This window comes from Mycobacterium sp. MUNTM1 (assembly GCF_054660795.1).
The window spans coordinates 1-18,464 of sequence record NZ_BAAGDE010000046.1 but is presented as its reverse complement, the minus strand read 5'-3'; the positions used below and the strand labels follow the sequence as shown (position 1 = coordinate 18,464).

At 65.9% G+C, this 18,464-nt stretch carries 22 protein-coding genes; 17 read left to right on the top strand and 5 right to left on the bottom strand.

The window, feature by feature from the left end:
- Positions 1-26: 26 nt before the first annotated feature.
- Entirely contained in the window at positions 27-716 is a 690-nt protein-coding gene (locus ACYQ8K_RS22305) for an HNH endonuclease family protein (RefSeq protein WP_051641665.1), read from the bottom strand.
- Between the two features lie 342 nt (positions 717-1,058).
- Between ACYQ8K_RS22305 and ACYQ8K_RS22300 the strand changes: the two genes are divergently transcribed.
- Together ACYQ8K_RS22300 and ACYQ8K_RS22295 are read left to right on the top strand one after the other, a co-directional pair.
- Complete coding sequence (locus ACYQ8K_RS22300) at positions 1,059-1,580, top strand: hypothetical protein (protein WP_084954308.1); 522 nt, start codon at positions 1,059-1,061, stop codon at positions 1,578-1,580.
- Between the two features lie 137 nt (positions 1,581-1,717).
- On the top strand, positions 1,718-1,903 hold the full coding sequence (locus tag ACYQ8K_RS22295; protein ID WP_036473362.1) for a hypothetical protein: 186 nt from the start codon (positions 1,718-1,720) through the stop codon (positions 1,901-1,903).
- 26 nt (positions 1,904-1,929) lie between these two features.
- Here the strand turns inward: ACYQ8K_RS22295 and ACYQ8K_RS22290 are convergent, their stop codons facing one another.
- The 3 genes from ACYQ8K_RS22290 to ACYQ8K_RS22280 are packed head-to-tail and all read right to left on the bottom strand — an operon-like array spanning position 1,930 to position 5,233.
- Positions 1,930-3,810, bottom strand: coding sequence for an ATP-binding protein (locus ACYQ8K_RS22290; RefSeq protein WP_051641664.1), 1,881 nt, complete (start codon positions 3,808-3,810; stop codon positions 1,930-1,932).
- A gap of 49 nt (positions 3,811-3,859) precedes the next feature.
- A complete protein-coding gene (locus ACYQ8K_RS22285) occupies positions 3,860-4,510 on the bottom strand; it encodes a phosphoribosylanthranilate isomerase (protein ID WP_051641663.1) in 651 nt (216 codons plus the stop codon).
- Between the two features lie 24 nt (positions 4,511-4,534).
- Positions 4,535-5,233, bottom strand: coding sequence for a class I SAM-dependent methyltransferase (locus ACYQ8K_RS22280; RefSeq protein ID WP_176234870.1), 699 nt, complete (start codon positions 5,231-5,233; stop codon positions 4,535-4,537).
- Between the two features lie 137 nt (positions 5,234-5,370).
- Here ACYQ8K_RS22280 and ACYQ8K_RS22275 point away from each other — a divergent pair, with 137 nt between their 5' ends.
- Entirely contained in the window at positions 5,371-6,156 is a 786-nt protein-coding gene (locus tag ACYQ8K_RS22275; RefSeq protein WP_036473359.1) for a hypothetical protein, read from the top strand.
- An 800-nt stretch (positions 6,157-6,956) separates the two neighbouring features.
- On the opposite strand, the gene ACYQ8K_RS22270 is transcribed toward ACYQ8K_RS22275, so the two are convergent.
- Positions 6,957-7,403, bottom strand: coding sequence for a helix-turn-helix domain-containing protein (locus ACYQ8K_RS22270; RefSeq protein ID WP_064939214.1), 447 nt, complete (start codon positions 7,401-7,403; stop codon positions 6,957-6,959).
- 179 nt (positions 7,404-7,582) lie between these two features.
- On the opposite strand from ACYQ8K_RS22270, the gene ACYQ8K_RS22265 reads away from it, so the two are divergent.
- From ACYQ8K_RS22265 to ACYQ8K_RS22200, 14 genes are all read left to right on the top strand, one after another.
- Positions 7,583-8,272 carry a hypothetical protein gene (locus ACYQ8K_RS22265; RefSeq protein WP_245845398.1) on the top strand — a complete coding sequence of 230 codons (690 nt, stop codon included), beginning with the start codon at positions 7,583-7,585 and terminating at the stop codon, positions 8,270-8,272.
- A gap of 288 nt (positions 8,273-8,560) precedes the next feature.
- Positions 8,561-8,830, top strand: a complete 270-nt coding sequence (locus tag ACYQ8K_RS22260) for a hypothetical protein (protein ID WP_240631779.1) — start codon at positions 8,561-8,563, stop codon at positions 8,828-8,830.
- Positions 8,827-9,387, top strand: coding sequence for a hypothetical protein (locus ACYQ8K_RS22255; RefSeq protein WP_225337332.1), 561 nt, complete (start codon positions 8,827-8,829; stop codon positions 9,385-9,387). Before ACYQ8K_RS22260 ends, ACYQ8K_RS22255 begins: the two co-directional genes overlap by 4 nt.
- Positions 9,384-9,713, top strand: a complete 330-nt coding sequence (locus tag ACYQ8K_RS22250; RefSeq protein ID WP_051641662.1) for a WhiB family transcriptional regulator — start codon at positions 9,384-9,386, stop codon at positions 9,711-9,713. The genes ACYQ8K_RS22255 and ACYQ8K_RS22250 overlap by 4 nt, the downstream gene beginning before the upstream one ends.
- Before the next feature lie 62 nt (positions 9,714-9,775).
- Positions 9,776-10,339 (top strand): hypothetical protein, encoded by a 564-nt coding sequence (locus ACYQ8K_RS22245; RefSeq protein WP_225337333.1) that lies wholly within the window; start codon positions 9,776-9,778, stop codon positions 10,337-10,339.
- Positions 10,336-10,848, top strand: a complete 513-nt coding sequence (locus ACYQ8K_RS22240; RefSeq protein ID WP_459972429.1) for a WhiB family transcriptional regulator — start codon at positions 10,336-10,338, stop codon at positions 10,846-10,848. Before ACYQ8K_RS22245 ends, ACYQ8K_RS22240 begins: the two co-directional genes overlap by 4 nt.
- 204 nt (positions 10,849-11,052) lie before the next feature.
- The gene (locus tag ACYQ8K_RS22235) at positions 11,053-11,868 is read left to right on the top strand and encodes a DUF6551 family protein (RefSeq protein WP_225337335.1); all 816 of its coding nucleotides are present in this window, start codon (positions 11,053-11,055) and stop codon (positions 11,866-11,868) included.
- Between the two features lie 42 nt (positions 11,869-11,910).
- Positions 11,911-12,543, top strand: coding sequence for a DUF1643 domain-containing protein (locus ACYQ8K_RS22230; RefSeq protein ID WP_225337344.1), 633 nt, complete (start codon positions 11,911-11,913; stop codon positions 12,541-12,543).
- On the top strand, positions 12,540-12,953 hold the full coding sequence (locus ACYQ8K_RS22225) for a hypothetical protein (protein ID WP_051641661.1): 414 nt from the start codon (positions 12,540-12,542) through the stop codon (positions 12,951-12,953). Before ACYQ8K_RS22230 ends, ACYQ8K_RS22225 begins: the two co-directional genes overlap by 4 nt.
- Positions 12,950-14,689, top strand: coding sequence for an SNF2-related protein (locus ACYQ8K_RS22220; protein WP_051641660.1), 1,740 nt, complete (start codon positions 12,950-12,952; stop codon positions 14,687-14,689). Before ACYQ8K_RS22225 ends, ACYQ8K_RS22220 begins: the two co-directional genes overlap by 4 nt.
- Positions 14,690-14,858: 169 nt before the next feature.
- Positions 14,859-15,596: a hypothetical protein gene (locus ACYQ8K_RS22215; protein ID WP_051641659.1), complete on the top strand. Its 738-nt coding sequence runs from the start codon at positions 14,859-14,861 to the stop codon at positions 15,594-15,596.
- 48 nt (positions 15,597-15,644) lie between these two features.
- Positions 15,645-15,905, top strand: a complete 261-nt coding sequence (locus ACYQ8K_RS22210) for a hypothetical protein (protein WP_084954305.1) — start codon at positions 15,645-15,647, stop codon at positions 15,903-15,905.
- A 758-nt stretch (positions 15,906-16,663) separates the two neighbouring features.
- Positions 16,664-17,905, top strand: coding sequence for a hypothetical protein (locus ACYQ8K_RS22205; protein ID WP_459972427.1), 1,242 nt, complete (start codon positions 16,664-16,666; stop codon positions 17,903-17,905).
- 11 nt (positions 17,906-17,916) lie between these two features.
- On the top strand, positions 17,917-18,464 hold a 548-nt coding region (locus ACYQ8K_RS22200; protein WP_459972449.1), incomplete at its 3' end, for a DnaB-like helicase N-terminal domain-containing protein.

The window sequence follows — 18,464 nt, the reverse complement described above, 5'->3', positions numbered from 1 at the left end:
GCACGGACGGCGAAGAGATCGCGCGCTCAGTCGCTCTGGCAGGCCGCAGCCGCGGCCGCGCGGTCTTTGACGGTGATCGGCAGCTGGTACTTGACGGTGACGGTGAGATAGCGGATGACGTAGGGGCATTTGTCGATCGCGGGTAGCCATTCGGACAGGGTGGAGTCGCCTTTGCTGCTGTTGGCTGAGCTGGATACCGCGACGAGTTCGGTCATGTCGTTGGCGAAGATCCGGCGCTGCTGCAAATCCCATTGGGCCGCACCTGCATTCCAGGAAGCCCGCAGCGGCACGATGTGATCGACCGCCACGTGTTTGAGGTCGACGATTTGCCCGGTGTAGGGATCGGGCTCTAGCCGGCCCGCGATGACCTTGCAGTTCCGCGTTCCCGGCTTGTATTCGATGTCGTGTAACGCGGTGTGCAGCAGGCGGTTGCGGGTGTCGCAGCCGGTGTGATCGAGGGGATCGTTCCAGGCGGGGCCGAACACGCAGCCGTGTCCTTTTCCGCATCCGCGGTCATACCCGGGTGCGGGGTTTATCTGGTCGACGATGCGTACCTGTGCGAGTAGGCCGGCCACGGAGCCAGTCGCCCGCGGCGGCGCCGCTGGGCCGGCTTGGCTGACACCGAGGTGGGCGCAGCCGACAGTGATCGCCGCGGCCGCAGCCACGGCCCACCGGCTGGCGCGGTGCCTTCGGGTTGTGGTCTCGGTGGCGTGCACGTTGCCGACCGTAACGCCGTCTCATGACAGGGCGATCAATTCGTCCGTCGGCACAGCGCGGTTGCCCCTTGGGGCGTCGAGCTGTTGCGTCGGTGATGTCGGTTCGGTCGTCGATAATGGGCTGGTGTCTGAGCCTTTGCACAGTAGTCGGCAGGCGCCGAAACTGCCTCCCGCGCGAATCCAAGATCTGACGATGTTGGTTCGAGTTCCTGGCCGGCCCGAGGCGATCCGCGCGTTCACTGATGCCGAGCACGCTCTCGCCGAGCACTATGCCTCCCAAGAAGGGGGCGTGATTACCACGCTCGGGAGTGACTGACACTGCTATACGCGGCGGACGCCACGATGGGTGAGCATGAAAGAGGTGGGCGGTGGATCGATTTCAGCCGCGCGGTGTTCGAGTTCGCGTGCGTTCTGGCTGCCACGAAGTCCGACGGCTGGCCGGATGATCCGTGGGAATTCTGGGAGAAGCCGTGGCATTGGGACAACGCGCATGCGCTGTGGGAAAGGCTCGGCAAGCCGCGGCGGCCCCACCCGAGGTGGGCCCGTTTCGTTCACGCGGTGGACACCCATGGCGAGGTTGCGGCACTTGCTGAGCTGGAGGAGTCCGGCGCGCTCACTCCGCTGTGGTGGGAGAACGACAGTGAGTGGTCGGCCTTCGCGGCTGCTTTTGCAGCGGCGGGTCACCGCTACGTCGCCGCGGCGCCGTTCCTGGGCGAGGGCGACACCGGCCTGGTGTTTCGCTGGGTCTTCGACGAACCACATAGAGCCTGGGTGGAGCTCGGCCGGCCCCGGCCACATGCGCGTGGCTGGGCCGAATTCGTGATCGGGTGGAGGTTCGTTGAGCCGACATCTCGAAATGACTGACGGGAGGTGGCGCCGGTACGATCGACGCGAGCGGTTCTTCCGAGGCGGCGATGACGCCCCGCGGAGCGCTCGGCGATGGCTATCTTGTAATGGCGCTCGAAAGCTCCCCTTCAGCATCAACTTTCGTGAGGATTGCTGTGCGCGACGAATTGTTTTCCGGCTTCAGCGAAACCGGGTGGGATGAGGCACCCTGGGATGCCGAACCCAGGTTCACTGCCGACGAGCTGCAGATTCTGCTCAATCCGACGCTATCGGCCGCGGAGGCCGCCGAGCGCGTCGGCTGCGTGGTGCGCGACGTTCTTCGGCTGCGCCGAACAGCCTAAAAGCAACAGGCTGACACCCGTGACTTTCAGCGCTGTTCTGAATCCCTGTGTGGCAGTGAGTCGCTTGCGCCTGATGCTGCGCGCATGAGGACGTCGGTGGCAACGACGAGGTCACCGCGTTGTTCGACGAGGCCGTTGCGGCGCAGCTGGCCGAGGTAGGTCGAAAAGGTGCCGCCACTGACGCTCACATCGGCTGCCTGGGCGATCTGATCTCTGGTCAACCCGTTCGGGTAGGCGTCGATGGCTGCTTGGAGCATTCGCGCCGCTCCGGCGCGCAGGATGCCGAGGTAGTGCTGCTGGAGCTCTTGGGCGGTCATGGGTTTGGGCCGGTGGCCGACGTATTGCCAGCCGGCCTCGGTCAAGGTGAACCCGGTGGCGTTTTCATCGATGAGTCCTGCGCGGCGCAGTTGTCCGAGGTAGGTCGACCAGGTGCCGCCGGTGTGCTTCATTCGCGCGACCGTGGCCCACTGGGATTTGGTGAGTCGCAGCGGGGCCATTCGAGCCAGCGCGGTGATCATGCGGTGCGCTCCGGAGCGAAACCGCAACGGCGCGTCACTGTTTGGTTCGGCCGGTTGGCCGAGGGTGGTGGGGGAGCATGGGTCGCCGTTGTGCTGTGCGGTGGCAGCGTTGGTGGGGCGTGGTTGGCTCGGGTGCTTGGGCTCGGCAGGCCGTGTCGAGGATGTGGTCTCGTGCGCTGGTGCGGTAGGCGGTGCCGGCGCGGTGGTGAGGGTGTGCAGTGCCGAGTTGATCAGTTCGGCCGCTGATCGCAGTGACTTGACGACGTGGGGGTCTTCGTGACGTCGTGTCTGAAGGTCGGTCAGTTGTGCGCGCAGTGTGGCGATTTCACTCTCGCGCTGCTCGAGGAGCTGCGCGGCGGCGGACGCCTGCTGGGTCGCCTGGTCTGCGCGTGCGCTGGCGGCGGCGAGTTGGCTGCGCAGGGACTGTATTTCGGCGTGAAGAGTGTGTGGGTCGTTGTGGTGGGCGCGTTCTCGTGTTGCGGCGATCTCTGCGCCGAGTTTGTCGAGGTCGATGTCGGCGCGTTTCTTCGGGACCACCCGTGTTTGTCCTGGCTTGGGTGTGGCGTGCGAATCGAAGGTGCTGAACATCGGAAACGTTGTGCGCTTGAGGATTCGGAGGAACCCGGGGCTCCACACCCATCCTTCGCCTACGGCCAGTGATGGCAGGGATGCTATGACTTGGCGGGCGGTGGTGTCGTCGTGGTCGGCGTTGACGTTGATCCAGTCTTGGACGGCTTTGATCGAGCGGGGTCCGGTCATGCGGAGCAGGATCACCGTCTCCATCAGTTCCAGTACGGATTTTGCGGTTTCTTGTGCGCGCTGACTGACCACTGTGAGGCCCAGGCCGCGGTGGCGGCCGCGTTTGGCGAGGTCTTCCATTGCACCCAAAAGTCGCGCGGTGTCGGCTGATACGCGCTGGGGGATGAGGACGTCGGCTTCTTCGATCACCACGTGGAGGGGGTCGCGGTTGCGGTGGTAGAGCCGTTCGGCGAATGCGGTGGCAAATGTGCGTGCTTGTGCCTTGCTCATGTGTGATAGGTCCAGCACGGCGGGGATCCGGTCGTCGACGATGAGGTCTGCGAGTAACTGGCCGGCGGTTGGTTCCAGGGGTACGTCGTGGTGGTCTCCGCCGAAGATGACGAAGGGCAGGCCTGGGCCCTTGCCGTCGGCGCTGGAGCGGATGCCCCACCAGTCGCCTTTGACGTCGAGTACGACCACTGGCAGGCCGGCGGTGTGCATGAGTTCGACGAGTCGGTGTGTGACGGCGGATTTTCCGCCGCCGCGGTTGGCTAGTACCGCGACACCGGCGGTCACGATTTCAGGTGGCAGCTGGACGCCAGGCGCGAGGTCGATTGCGCCTGGTCTTGTGGTGTCGGCCTGGGTGCTCATGCTGGCCTCATGGGGCGACGATAGCGCCGTAGAGCGACGTTGCGGCTTTTTACCTGACGCGGGTGGTGGCGGCTGCGACGAAGGCTGTGCAGGCGGCGGGGTCTTTGCGGCCGGTCGCGGATTTGAGGCGGCTGTTGGCGTCGACGCCGAATGGGTGGACGGTGTCGATGGCTTGGCCGACGTTGTCTGCGGCCAGGCCGCCGGCGAGGATGACCGGCAGCGGGTGGAGGCGTTCGACGATGCGACGGCTGGTGGTCCAGTCGTGCGTGAGGCCGGTGCCGCCCAAACGGGTTTCGGTGCGGCTATCGAGCAGGAGCGCGTGGGCGGCGGTGGCTGCTTCGTCGGCTTCGTCGATGCTCTGCGAGCCGGTGATGTGCACGGTGCGAATAATGCGGCGGTGTGCGCGGTGGCGCCAGAGTTCGCGCGCGGCAGTGGCGGTCAGCTCGCCGTGGACTTGGATGGTGTCGACGCCGAGGAGGTCTGCCACTTCGCAGATGCGGGAGGCCTCCGTGAGGTGGGTGACCAGCACCGTGGAAACGAACACCGGGGTGGCCGCGGCGAGGTGTTGGGCTTGTTCGATGTCGAGTTCATCTTCGCTGAGGTGTGTGGTGCCAACGATCAGTCCTATTGCGTCGGCGCCGGCGGTGACCGCGGCCGCCAGGTCGTCAGTGGTGCCGATGCCGCAAATCTTCACGCGCACAGCAGGATTCATGGCGGCGGGTAGTTAGTCGCGTTGGGCGCGTATGTAGAGGAAGAACGGTTGGGTGTTCAGTGCGTGGAGCAGCTCGGCGTCGATGTCAGCGGTGGGCTGGATCTGTGGTTCTTCGACGGTGTCGATGCTGAAGCCTGCGCGTCGGAGTTCACCGAAGATGCTCGATAGGGGCCGGCGGTATGACTGGGCTGTCACCTCGAGGCCACCCCAGTTCCACACCTCGCTGACCAGCTGCGTGCGGTGGTAATCCGCGCGATCTGACAACAGCCATCCGGTGATGGGGTGGTGCATGGAGAAGACCAGCGTTCCGCCGGGCTTGAGGCAGCGGTGAAGCTCTCGCATCAGCGGAGCCCAGTCTTGGATGTAGTGCAGGACTAGCGAGGCCACGACGACGTCCACGCTGGCGGGTGGGGCGATGTCGGTGGGCTGGTCGAGGTCGACGAGTTCGAACTGGGCCGCAGTGCCGAGCCGTTGACGGGCGAGCTCGATCATTTGCGGCTCGGCGTCAACGGCGAGGACCTCGGCGGCTCGTTGGACCAGATGGGTGGTCAGGCCGCCGGCGGCGCATCCCAGTTCGAGAACGTGTTTTCCGCTCAAATCGCCGGCCAGTTCAAGGATGGTGGGCCGGTCGTATTGGTTGTTGACCGGATTCTTCACCGACCAGGCGGCGTAGGCGCTGGCGTGGTCTTTGAACAGCGAGGTGGCGGTCATTGGCTTCATCGTAAGCACCGCGGGCACCCAGTTTGCGCCAAGCGATGTCGCTTCCGGGCCTCTTCTCGTCTTTCGGAGTCGCGTCGAGTCGCGTGGTGAAGTCGCATAGAGTCGCTTTTGGCTTCTAGGCTGGCTTTGTGGCGAATTTGTTGAAGGCGCTTCTCGACGAACGTCACATGCACGCTTACTCCGAATTCATCGCTGAATATAAGCGCGTGGCCCGGGAATTAGACCTGCCCCGCAATGCCGTTCCGCCCACGAAATCGCAGTATTACCGCTGGGTCGGAGGTCAGGTGCGGACCCTTCCCCAAGGGCATCACTGTGTGGTGCTCGAGCAGATGTTCTCGGGCTGGACGGCCAAAGAGCTGTTCGGCCACGGACAGCCTCGCGGCCCATCAGTTGCAGTGGATGACGATGTGCTCGCCGGGATCGGGCCAGGCCTAGATCCTGCGCTGTTGGGAGGGCTCTGGGCGACGGGCTACCTGATCAGTGGCGGCTACCGGCACGTCGATCTGTCGACGGTCACCGTGCGGGGAGCGGGGATCGTGTCCCGCAACTATCCGCCGGCGCCGCGCTTTGAAGGTCATTCGGCCGGGCACGAAACCGATGTGACCGCACGGCTGTTCGGTCGACACCTGATGGGTCATTTCCGTAATCACAACGACCGCTACTTCTTTGGCTCGCTGCATCTTGTGATGCTGCCCGGTGAAACGATTCTCGACGGCTACTACACCGGTTTTCTCAATGACGCTGCGGTAGTGGCCCATCCGTGGCGGTGGGTGCGGGTCGATCCACACTCAGTCGAGGGCGTCGACCTCGATGCGGTCACCTTGGACGATCCCGGCGCTGTCTATGACACCCTCGCCGGGCGTAACCAGTTCGACGGGCCGCTCGCGCTCTCAGACATCGTCGACTCTGCCTGAACGCAGGCCGCAAGACGCGTTAGCCGAGTCGCGTCGAGTCGCGCGATGTGGCGGGACGAAATACGACTTGGTACGCGACCAAACGGGTCTGCAAGACGTCGCGGAACGACCGCCCGATCGCGCATTGTGTCGCTATGTCACCGATATCGAGTAGTGGTGCGGTAGGGGCCGGGACCTGTCCAAGCCAAGGGGTGAAGCCCTCGGGCGCTGCCGTGCTGCCCTGCATGCTTTGGACTACACCCCAGCAAAAAACCTAGCGCAATGTTTCAAACCATTGCACCGCTGTGTTTTTGTTGGTAGCGTCTGCACCCATACCCACCAGGCCCAGGCAAGGAGACCGCGCCCCGTGAGCGCCTCAGAACCACCCCCAAGGACGCCGGAAAACAGCGCGCCAAAGCACAGCGCCCGTGCATCACGGCCCACTGCCGCAGTCCGCTGGGCACCCCTCGGCGCCACCGCCCTGTGCCTGCTGCTCACCGGCTGGCCCCATTCGCCGACCCGACTCCGCCCCCAGCGATTGTTATCGAATCGTTATTGGCGAGTTGTCGTTTTTTCCTTTGCTCACTTTCGTGACTTTCCGCGTTTGACCTGTTGGAATTTTTCTGTACCCAGCCTCGGTGCCGGGGCAAAGGCATAGGGCGTTCGGAGGACCGATGGGAATGGAAAGGCTCGCCAGCAGGCCCGTTGTGGCTGTGGCTGCTGGTTGCGCGCCGGCCCTGCCCCACACGCAGCTCAGCTGCGCGGCGCGTACCGATCGAGGCTATGTCGACCGCAGGGATTTGCTGGGAGTTGCGACGCCGTTACACCGGGGCGCCGGGAGGCCGTTGGCGGGCGCGCTGGTAGGCCGCTTGGTATTCCTCGACGCTGATTCCGAGCCGTTGTGCGAGCTTGGCCGCGTTGGTGTCAGTGAGTGCCGCGTCGGCGCGTTCGATGCCGCGCAGCGTGGTGGTGGCGATCTTGGCGGCCGCGGCCAGCTCGGGCTGGGTCAGCCCTTTGAGGACACGCCAGTCACCGGGGTAGCGCTCGTCGGCGGGGATGGTCACAACCTGCTCGATCGGAGTGTCGAGGATGCGCATAACGCGGGCAAGCAGATCCACCTGAGGGGTTCCCTTGCCGCCTTCCCAGTTGAAGATGGTCGCCGGCGAGACGTCGGCGACCCGGGCGAGGTCGCTGACGCTGATGCCGTTGTGACGGCGGATCTCGGCGAAGGTCTGTGCGTTGAAGCCACGCAGCACACGGCGCGTCATACGAGGTCTACGGCCTGGCGCGTCATAGCTAGACAGGTTCACCGAGGGCTCCCGAAAATTGTTAATCCTAGTGTCTTACTTTATCGTCTTAGTTTAGAGTATGGTGTGCGTAAGACCGGCTTAATGAGGAGGATTTGGTGAAACTGCCTCACGCACTTGGGCATCGCCCAACGCCTCAGATGCCCTCCCTTGCCGGGTTCGAGCCATGCTTCGCCCCCATTCCCACCTCGCGGATCAAGCAGCCCGCCCAGGCCGTGCGTCCCGTGTACTGGTGGACCACTGAACTGCGCCGGCGCGGCGATCTGCTGCTTGGCGTGCACTTCGATGCCAATCAGCTGGCGGCGCGCGTGAGTGTGCGACTGGCCTCGTATCGCCTCGTCGAGGTGGTGCGCAGCAACGACCACAACCCTGCGCTTCCCCATGACGTGCCCACCCTGCTCGCCGAAGCGGTGTGGCGCCTGGGTGCCCTCGGGTGGACTGAGCAGCTCGACGAGCTCCTGGACCTGCTGCGCGGGCTCGGCTTGATGAACGCGCCGGCGCCGATCCGTAAGTGCGTGGCGCCGATTCCGGGGCGGGTGTGCCAACCCGACCGCGGGGTGCGTATCGCGTACTGGTGGGCGCTGGCGTTGCTGCGCCAGGGGTGGCAGCTGCACGCCTGCGGCGAAGATGTTGCTCGGTTTGGGTTCGTTGCCGAGATTCCGGCCCCGGACGGCGAGCCGAGGCTGGTCGTCTACCCCGGGGATATGGCGCCGGACGGCACCGAGGCCGCGGCGCTGGCCAACCACCTTGTCCGGCTTAGCACCCGCCAACGCCAGCTGGTGCGGCAAGCCATCGCCGACCCTGCGGCAGGGGAAGGACGGATCTTGTGATGTTTCTTGGCGCGCAGGGCTTTTCGAAGGTGGTGGTACGGCTGCTGAGCTAGCTGCGCCCGCCGCGGACGCGGCGCTTTTCGCACATGTCAATAGCGATGACCCTGTCCCAGAAAACAGAGAACCCCCCGAAGGGGGCTAACTCTGGGATTTGGACGACGAAGGTACCAGCTTCGCGCCCAAGGGTCTTCCCCCCTGAAGGAGGAGATGACTTTGCTGAGTCAATCTCAGGGTAGAGGCTACCCATCAGCGGAATCAAGCCTTTCTGCCCTCAATGTCCGTTCCACGGTGCTGACGTGCACCAACACCGGCCTAGACGCGGCCGCAGGGGCCGTCGCCGCCTCCTTGGGCCTCAGTCGGCCCGCATCCGCGGCCTTCGCTGACTGCCCGCTGTGCGGCAAGGAGCCGATCGAGCCAGTCCGGGTGGACGGCCAATGGGCCTGCCGTAGTTGCACCAGCTCCTGCCTGCTGTGCAGCTGGCCGTGCGTGCCTGGCGACGAGGCGTGCGCCGAGTGCATCCGGCACCTGGGCCTGGACCGGCAGGCGGTGCTGGTATGAGCACACCAGCGCTGTTCGTCGAGGCGAGCACCATCGAAGACCTCTCAACACCCGCCGAGCTGATGGCGGCCCCCGCGGGCCCTTACCAGTGCGCCGAGCTGGCTATCTGGGAGGAGTTGACCCGAAGCCTGACCGCCTATCCGCGCATCTGGGGATCGGTCGAAGAGGGCGCGATGCTGCTGGGCGAGGAGGTCGACGAGCTCTGGGAGGACGTACGCGCCAACCGCATCGACCACGCCCGCATTGAGGCTACGCAGGCCGGCGCGATGGCCGTCCGGTTCATCGCCGACCTCTACAACCCCATTGGGCCCGCCGGCGACCGGTGTCGTGCCGCACTGGCCGAGCAGCGCGCCGTGCGCGCGGCCGTGGGCCCCAGGCGCGCCTTGTCGTCGAGCCACGAGGGATTCGGCTTCCTGCGACGCGAATACGACGCGCTGTGGTCAGCGATTCGTTTCGACGATCCCGCCCGGCCCGCTGCCGCGCGAGTAGCCGGCATGGCGGTGCGGTTTATCGCTGAAATTACGAGCACACCAATGGTATTGGGGCGTGCGCGATGATGATGGTGATCCGTGAGCAGCAGTGGCGCAAGCAGGCCGTGTGCTACCTGGAGACCTCGGATGCCCCGGAGTTGTGGACCCCTGAGCATCGGCCCAAGCAGGATGTGCGGGTCCACCTCGAGCAGATGTGCCGGCGCTGCCCCGTGGGGCGGCAATGCGCGGGTGACGCAGTCGCCTCTGGGGCCGAGAGCGGGCTGTATGCCGGCGTGTGGGTGCCCGAGCGCCGCAAGAAAACTCAGTGGGCTCTAGCGATGGCCAGGTTGGGTGAGATCGCTGGCCTGCAGGCGGGTTCAGGTGAGCTCACCGGGCTGGGGGTCTCGGCATGAACGCGACCAAATGTGCACCCCCGCGGCGGCCGCGGCCGCAGTCGCAGGATTTCGCTTCGTTCGTGTCTGCGGTCCGGTTGCATCTGTGCGCTGTGGGTGAGGATCCCGAGACGCGTACGCGTCACGTCGCGGCGGTGTTGGCGTTCACACCCATCGAGCGTGTCGGTCAACGGATGCGGATTCACTTCGAGGACGGGCCCACCGCCTTATGGATGGCGCAGGCTCTGGCGCACAAGGATGTCGAGTTGATCGACGTCGGCGCCGACGGCGGCACGATCGTCATCGCCAATCCGCAAACCGTGTTGGGCCGCTATGGCTTTCGTGATGGTCGGTGGCTGTTCGGGCAGGGCATGCCCGCAGCGGTGGGAGTCAGCCGCGGGGCGGTGCATGCCGCGGCGCATTTCAATCGACAAGGGATGAAGGTGGCGTGCCCGAGCGCGTCGATGATGCTGACGCTCACCGCGGTGATGTCGCGGTTAGGAATCCACGCGAAGCCCACTGACGGGCGCCCGCGCGCCGCGGTCGGCCCGGGCCGTGTTCCTGAGGCGTTGGCGCGGCTGGGTATCGCCGACGTCGGCGCGCAGTATCGGCGGCTGCGTGAGAACACGTTGGGGGACCGATCATGAATGAGGTTGCGACAACACCGAATACGCGATCGATCAACCACCGAATCACCGCGCACCGGATGCGCAATCGTGGCCAGTCACCTGATGCGATCGCCGACTACTTGCGGGTCACTCCCCGCTCGGTGCACCGGTATTTGTCGTTGCCTTGTCCAGAACCGCCGCCGGCCAGCGAGGAAGTGGACTTGGTCAGCTTCGTCTCAAAGGGGGCGTGCGCTGCGTTTCCCGAGGTCGACTGGCTAAGCCGTAGTCCGTTGGTGCAGGCCGAAGCCAAGGCGATCTGCCAGTACTGCCCGGTGTTGGACGAGTGCCGCAGCTATGGGCTGAACAAGGGCCGTGATCAGCGCGGTGTCCTGGGCGGGATGACCATGGCCGAACGTGTCCACGGCGGCGCAGCGCGCAGCGGCCAGGAGTCGTCGCCGAAGACCAGGGGGCGGCATGAGGGCGGCCGGCGGCACGGCGAGACGAGCGCCGGCGGCGGCGGGCAGCGGGGCACCTGCCGATGGGCATGACGCGTACCGGCGTGGGTTGTGCGTGGACTGCAAAGCCACCTGGCACTCACCGGGCCGGACCCGATGCGATGCCTGCCACGACATCTATGCCGGCGGCGGCGTGGAGCGCACACCGGGTGCGCGGCGAGGAAGGACCACAGCAGCATGACGATGAGTGTGAGTGTCACCGCGGCGGCGGCCAACGCGGGCGGCTACATCGACGCGGTGCGCGTCGAGGAGTTGTTCGTCGATCCGTCCTATCAGCGCGCGGTCGATATGGGCCGGGCCCGCAAGCTGGCCGCCGGCTGGGATCGCCGGCTGGCCGGGGTGATCGAGGTCAGCGATCGCGGTCACGACCACAACCCGCGCTACGCGCTGGTTGATGGCCAACACCGTTGGGAGGCTGCGCGATTGCGTGACCCCCAGGCCACGATGGTGGCCCGCATCCATGAGGGTCTGACGGTAGCTGACGAAGCCCGGTTGTTTGATCGGCTCAACCGGGAACGGCGGCGCCCGTCCACCTGGGATCACTGGCAGGCCCGCAAGGCCAGCGGTGATCCTGACGTGCTGGCGATTGAACGCGTCGTGACCAGTTTGGAGCTGCAGATTCATCACGCACCCAAGGCCGGAAACGTGCGCTGCACCGCGACATTGGAGAAGCTTTTTGCCCTCGGCGGCGCCGATCTCATTCGCGACACCCTGGAATTGATTTTTCAGGTGTGGGACCTGCGCATGGATGCCTACGATGCGCCGCTTGTCCATGGCATCGGCTTGATCCAACACCATCTGGGCGACCGTATCGATCCGGAGCGGCTGGCCGACACCCTGCTGGGTGTGCTTCCGCCGGCCCTGCGCACCCACGCTGCCGCGTTGGGGGAGACCCTGACCGGCACCGCAGGTGTGCGGATGGCGATCACGATCATGGTGCTCTACAACAGGAACCGCCGCGTACCAGGACAGCGTGTCTTGGTCTGCGCGCGCACCTTCGGCGGCGGGGCGCGCAACGCGCGCTCACGTCCCCTGCCAGCCAAAAGCGCCTGAGTCGCAGGGCTTTTCACTCATAAGAGGTGTGTTGTGACATTGATGTTGGATCTTCACCTGCCGCACTGGCATCGCCCCGAGCGCCGAGCGCACTTCTCGTCGGATCGGCGCTACCGGTACTGGCTGAGCTGCCGGCGTGGGCCCGGGCCGGCACTGATGTTCATCTCCTTGAACCCGTCGGCCGCCGACGAGCACCGCGACGACCCCACATCGCGGCGTGACATCGGGTTTGCCGACGGTTTCGGCTACAGCGCGGTCACCTTGACCAACCTGTACGCCGCGCGGGCCACCAACCCCAAAGACCTTGGCGGCATGGATGATCCGATCGGGACCAGCGACGATCCGCAGTACGACAATGACGCTCAGCTCGACGCCCAGGCCGCCGCGCACGACGTGATCGTCTTGGCCTGGGGTGCTGACGCCGACCCGGCGCGGGCCCGGGCCGTGGCCAGCCGGATGTGGCGGATCTGTCAGGCCACCGGCGGCAGCCTCGCCGTACTGGGCTGGACCTGCAGCGGACAGCCGCGCCACCCGCTATATCTGCGCAAAGACACGCCGCTGCAATGCCTGACTGCACGAGCGCACCGCGACATGATCGACGTCGACCCGCGGTGGTCTGCACTGCTGACAGACAGCGATGCGCTCGCTGGGTTCGACAGCGTGGTGGCACAGTGAGCGCGCCGCACTACGCCACGCAAGACACCGCGGCGGATGCGGTGGCAATCGCTGACCATATTGTGGCGGTCCTGGGGCGGCGGATCTACCGTGCAGCGCGCGAGATCGCCCTGCAAGACGGTATCGAACAGGTCTTGCAGGAGCACGACTTTCGGGTTGAGCGGGAATTTCGGCTCACCCAGCGCGACCGGCCCGACTTCCTCGTTGATGGTTGCGTGGCTCTCGAGGTCAAGATGCGGGCCAGCGGTTCGTCGGTGCTGGCGCAGTTGGCCCGGTATGCCGCGCATGAGCGGGTGGGGGCGCTGGTGGTCGCGACGCCGCGGCTGTCCTCGCTGTCGGGGATGCCCGCCGAAATTTTCGGGGTGCCGGTGCGGATGGTCGCGCTGCCGGGGCCGGGGTTGGTGCTGTGACGGCGCGCGTCGTCGGTCAGTACCGGTGGGCCCCGGAAGGGGTGTGGGAGATCGAGGCAGAGCCCGACGTCATGATCCGCATCAAGCGGATCTTTCCGCGGGTTGCCGCCACCACCCGTGGCACGGTCACGCTGACGGGCACTCTCGAGGTCGCGCGGGATTTGGAATGGCTGACCGACCGGTGGCCCATGAAGGCCTCGTTGCAGGATCGCCAGCGGCTGCGGGCGATGGCCGGCGAGCATCGGCGCGCCGAAAGCGCTGTGCAGCATGTTCTTTCCGGCGGCGCGCTGTCGGTCGATGCGGGCCCTGGATGGGTGTCGCCGGCGGTGCCGCTGCGGGGCTATCAGCGCACCGCGCGGGATCTGGTGTGGGCGACCGGCGGGGTGCTGGTTGCCGACGAGCTCGGGATGGGCAAGACGTTCACCAGCCTGGCGCTGTTGGAGCGGCCGCAGGCGCGCCCGGCTCTCGCGGTCACGTTGACCGGCACGATGCCCAAGCAGTGGCGGCGCCAGCTGGCCACCTTCTACCCTCAGCTCACCTCGGTCGAGGTCAAGACCGGGCCGATTCATTCGCTGCGGCGCCGCGGGCGCACCGCGGATCTGATTGTGATGAGTTACTCGAAGCTGGCCAAGTGGCAGCACCACCTCAAAGGTGTTGTGAACACGGTGATTTTCGATGAGGTGCAGGAACTGCGCCGGGACCAATCCGACCGGTATAAGGCCGCGATGACCGTGGCCCGCGAGGCCACCTACCGTGTTGGTCTGTCGGGGACCCCGATCTACAACTACGGCGGGGAGATCTACAACGTCATCGACGTCCTGCGCCCGGGCGCGTTGGGCGACCGCTATGAGTTCGCGCGGGAGTGGTGCCACACCTCGGGGCTGGACACCAAAACCCAGGTGTATGACCCGACGGCGTTGAGATCATATTTGACCTCGCAGGGTCTGTTGCTGCGGCGCACGCTTGAAGAGGTCGGTATCGAGGTTCCGCCGATCATTCCGATCGAGCAGTCGGTGCCGTCGGATCCCAAGGTGCTCAGCGAGATAGAGGGTAATGCGGTTGCGCTGGCCCGGCTGATCTTGGACCAGTCTGCTAACCCTCGCGAACGCTGGACGGCGGCAGGTCAATTCGACTGGATGATGCGTCAGCACACCGGAATTGCCAAGGCGCCGTTTGTTGCCGACTTCGTGGAGCTGCTGTTGCAAAGCGAACAGCGGGTGATCCTGCTGGGGTGGCATCACGCCGTGCATGACATCTGGGCCGAACGGCTGCGCTCCTACCGGCCGGCGATGTACACCGGGCGCGAGACGGACAGGGAAAAAGAGCGGTCCTTAGACGATTTCATGGCCGGTCGGGCCCGAGTGCTGATCATGTCGCTGCGTTCGGGGGCTGGTATCGACGGGCTGCAAGAGGTGGTCAACACGCTGGTATTCGGGGAGCTGGATTGGTCCCCGGGCGTGCACAAGCAGGCCATGGGGCGGCCTGGGCGGCCCGGACAGACCAGGCCAGTGCGTGCCTATTTCGCGACCACCGATTTCGGGTCTGATCCGGTGATGCTCGAGACGCTCGACATCAAGACTTTGCAGGCCGATGCGCTCATCACCGGTTCTGGTGATGGCGTGCGCAAGCCGGCCCCGGATCGGATGACCCCGGAGCGCTACGCGCAGATCAGGCGATTGGCCGCCCATGTGGTGGAGCAGGCCGATCGGTTACCGGCAATGGAGAAAACAGCGTGAGACAGCACGATGGGGCTTCGGTGAATACGGTTGCCGCGCAGCGTCGTCGGCAATTGGTCACTGCGCGAGCTCAGCAGGGCGGGGTTGAGGTCGATCCGCGTTGGCTGTCGCCGCCGTCCGGTGCCGGCGCAGTTGCCGCCGATGCCGCCGACACTGCGACGGTGACCCGATGAGTGGCTATGGCGAATCGCGGTTTGCCATCGCGGCGGCCAGCGATGGATTTCAGTCGCGTTGGCACGCGGTGGATGTCGCCGTTTTCGGGCCTCGCGTCGCGGCAGGTGTCGAAGAATGCTACCGGCCCGAAATCTATGCAGTGTGTGGACAACGCTGCAACCACATCGCCACGCGGTTAGGCCCCTTCACCTACGGCAGCCGTTGGCTGGCCTCGCGGCGCTGCGAGCGGTGCGGCTGGGTGGTGGCGTTGAGCCGAGGCACAGTGGAACAAGAAATCGCGCACTACCTCCCTGATGGCGCGCATCGCGATGTCATCGCCGCCACCGCGGGTGGCTACCCCGATCTGCTGCGGCGCATCTTCGTGGCGATTCTGGCTGATGCCCCGCCCGGGCGAGCTGGTGAGCCTGGGCATCGTTCGGATCTGCTCGCACACGCGGCCCGGCACCGCCCCGTGGTCATGGTCTGCCAGGCCTGCAACGAGAGCTCGAGCGCTGCAACGGCCCATGGCGAGGAGACCCTGTGCTGTCCCGACTCTGCCGTGGTCTGCGCCGAGTGCACGTTCAGTGCTGGGCCGTGGGCGGGGGAGCGCGAGGGCGTGCCGACCGGTGAGTGTGTCGTCGGCGCCCCGTGTTCGGTGCTGATCACCCTGGCCCACCACTACGGCGTGGATGTTGCCGACGGCAGCGATGCCGAGCCGCCGGGGCGCGCATTGTCGATGCCCCCTCGGCTCTGAGGTTCCCGCACCCGGCAGGGGTGCAGCTGAAATCGGAAAGGAGTTCTCATGTCATCCGCCAAGAGCGCTGACGGTGCGGCCACCAAAGGACGACCGTCCGGCCATCGTGGCTGGGTCGTCTGTGATCCCGCTGGCTACCCGTACGCCTGGTATCGCAGTGATCAGGCTACAGAGCCCGCGACGGCCATGGCCCTGCTCGAACCCGACCCCCTTCTGCGACAGCAGATGACCGACGCCGGGTGGTCGGTACGCGTCGGCAGCGGCGTCGACCTAGCGCTCGGCGCCGAGCTGACCAAGGCCACCGCGTGATCTGCGCCCGACCCAACAGCGGGTGCTTGCAACAGTTAGCACCAGGCGGTTGGGGTCCCGGTTGTCCGGCCCGACAACCGGGGCCGACCTGGGCTTTTCCCCACGCCCATGGAGGGGCTAGCGCGCCAGCAAACACGGTTTCGAGGGCGTGGAGCCCTTCGGTGCCGCCGGTCGGCCGCCAGCAAACAATGCGTAGAAATGGTGCTCTACCAGCGGTTTTAATTGGCAAATCGTCGGTGGGGGCAGCTCAGCAAACACGATTTCAGCGACTCCGAGCCCCCGTATGACGCCGAGCTAGAGCCAGCAAACAGGAAAGTTCGTGTCGGTCCGCCTTCATCGGTCAAAGGCATGGTCGGATGAAGCCGACGACTCGGATCAGGAAGCCACGTCGGAAAGGAGGCAATAGCCGCCCAACATCCCCGAACACCAGGGGAGAGACGCCACAAAAAAATAGCGGGACCAGAAAACAGAAACCCCCCGGAAGGGGGATCTGGGAATCGATCAGAAGGTCGAATTCGGAGCGCCAACTCCGAGTTTCGTGAGGTCCGAAGCGCCAACTTCGAATCTCGGTCCCCGTGCTGAACAGGGAGAACTGCGTGACAAGTAGTTCCCAGGGTAGCTCTTACCCAGGACACAATTCAACGTATTCAGGCGAAGTGTCGCAGAAACACCGTCTGAACTGCTCAAAGACGCCACATGTCGGCGCGCGCCGGCGCGGCGGAGGCCGGCCGCAGGAAGTTTGCCGGCATCGACAGCGGGTGACGTTTTCCGACGCCGAAATGGTGCGCGGCCGCGTCGAAACACACGCTGCCCAGCTTGGCCTGCGAGGCGCCCGACGCCACGTCCTGACCGCGGTACTCAAGCTGCTGTGCGGCTGGAGCCGAATCACCGACGACCGGGTAGCACTCGGACAACTCGTCGAGCTCATCGCCGCCGGCGGCGGCCGACGCTACGACCTCAAAACCGTCGGGCGCGCGCTAGCGGCGTTGGCGGCCGACGGGCTGATCGTCTATCGGGCAGCCCAAGGCCGCAACACCCGCGCAATGGTGGCGATCAACGACCAATTCACCGGTGATATCGCCGTGCTCGCCCGGGATCGCGACGGCCGGGTCATCACCTCGGGCAGCCACTGCGAGCCCGATTCGGTCACCTTTTCGCGGCGCCTTCCTTATAAGAACCAATCTCTCTACCCCCCTACCCCCCGCAACGACGAGCAGCCCGACAGCTCCCGACCGGTTGAGGTTGAGGTATCCACCGACGAACTGCGCCAGGTGCTGGCCGGCTTGCCCGAGGTGCTGGCACGGCTGCCCAAGCACCTGAGGTTCATGCTGGGTGCGCAGATCCAAAACCGGCTGGCCGCAGGGTGGTTGCCCGATCAGATCCTCGACAAGCTGCGCCGGCCCATGCCGGCGGACCTGCAGCGGCCCTGGCGCCTCGCGCTGTGGCGGCTGCACCACAACGTGCCCGGTGCCGGACCCCGGCTGCGGCCCTTGCAACGCGCCTGGGAGCAGCGGGCCCAACGCCAGGCCCGCCAGGAACAGGAACGCACCACTGCGCACTGGTATGCCCAAGTGGCCGCGGTCACCAGCCCCGCCGGCCGCGCCGAGCTCCTCAAGGCACACGAGGTGAAATTCGGCCGTCCCGTGGACCCGATCGCCGCGCTGGCCGCGGCGGGACGGCGGGCCCATCGGTTGTTCCCGCAGATGCCTTTGGCGGCGGCCTTGACCCGCTGGGCGCACGAAACCCTAGCCCACTTCGCAGCGGAACCCGTTGCGGTCGAAGACATTGCGGCTCCATCCGCTATCGACACCGACCTGCTGATGGACCTGGCGATCAGCGGAGGCTGCCAGTGCATGCTGTGCGGTTCACACCGCGCCACCATGCGCCCCGAACTGCCGCTGAAATCGATGGTGTGTGATCAGTGCTGGCCCGTGATCGCGGCCGAACTCGCCGGCGACCGCGACGAGGATCACGACGGCGCCCAGTGGGTGGCCGCATGACCGATCTCGAGATGCCCACACCGACCCGCGCCCGCCAGCGGCTGCAGGCTTACACCGAGCTCGACGATCGGCGCCAGCCCCCGCAGGACCTCGACGCCGAGCAATCGGTGCTGGGCGGGATGCTGTTGAGCAAGGACGCGATCGCCGACGTGCTGGAAAGGCTGCGCCCGGTTGACTTCTACCGGCCAGCCCACCAGAGCATCTACGACGTGATCCTGGACCTGTACGGCCGCGGCGAGCCCGCCGACGCGGTAATGGTGGCCGCCGAGCTCGACCGGCGCAGCCTGCTAGCCCGGGTCGGCGGTGCGCCGTACCTGCACACGCTGATCTCCGCGGTGCCCACCGCGGCCAACGCCGGCTACTACGCCGACATCGTCGCCGAAAAGGCCGTGCTGCGCCGCCTGGTGCAAGCCGGCACCCGGGTGGTGCAATACGGCTACGCCGGCGCGGACGGCGCTGACATCGCCGAGGTAGTCGATCGCGCCCAAGCCGAGGTCTATGACGTCACCGAAGACCGCGCCTCCCAGGACTATGCGCCGCTGGGCGATCTCATCCAAGA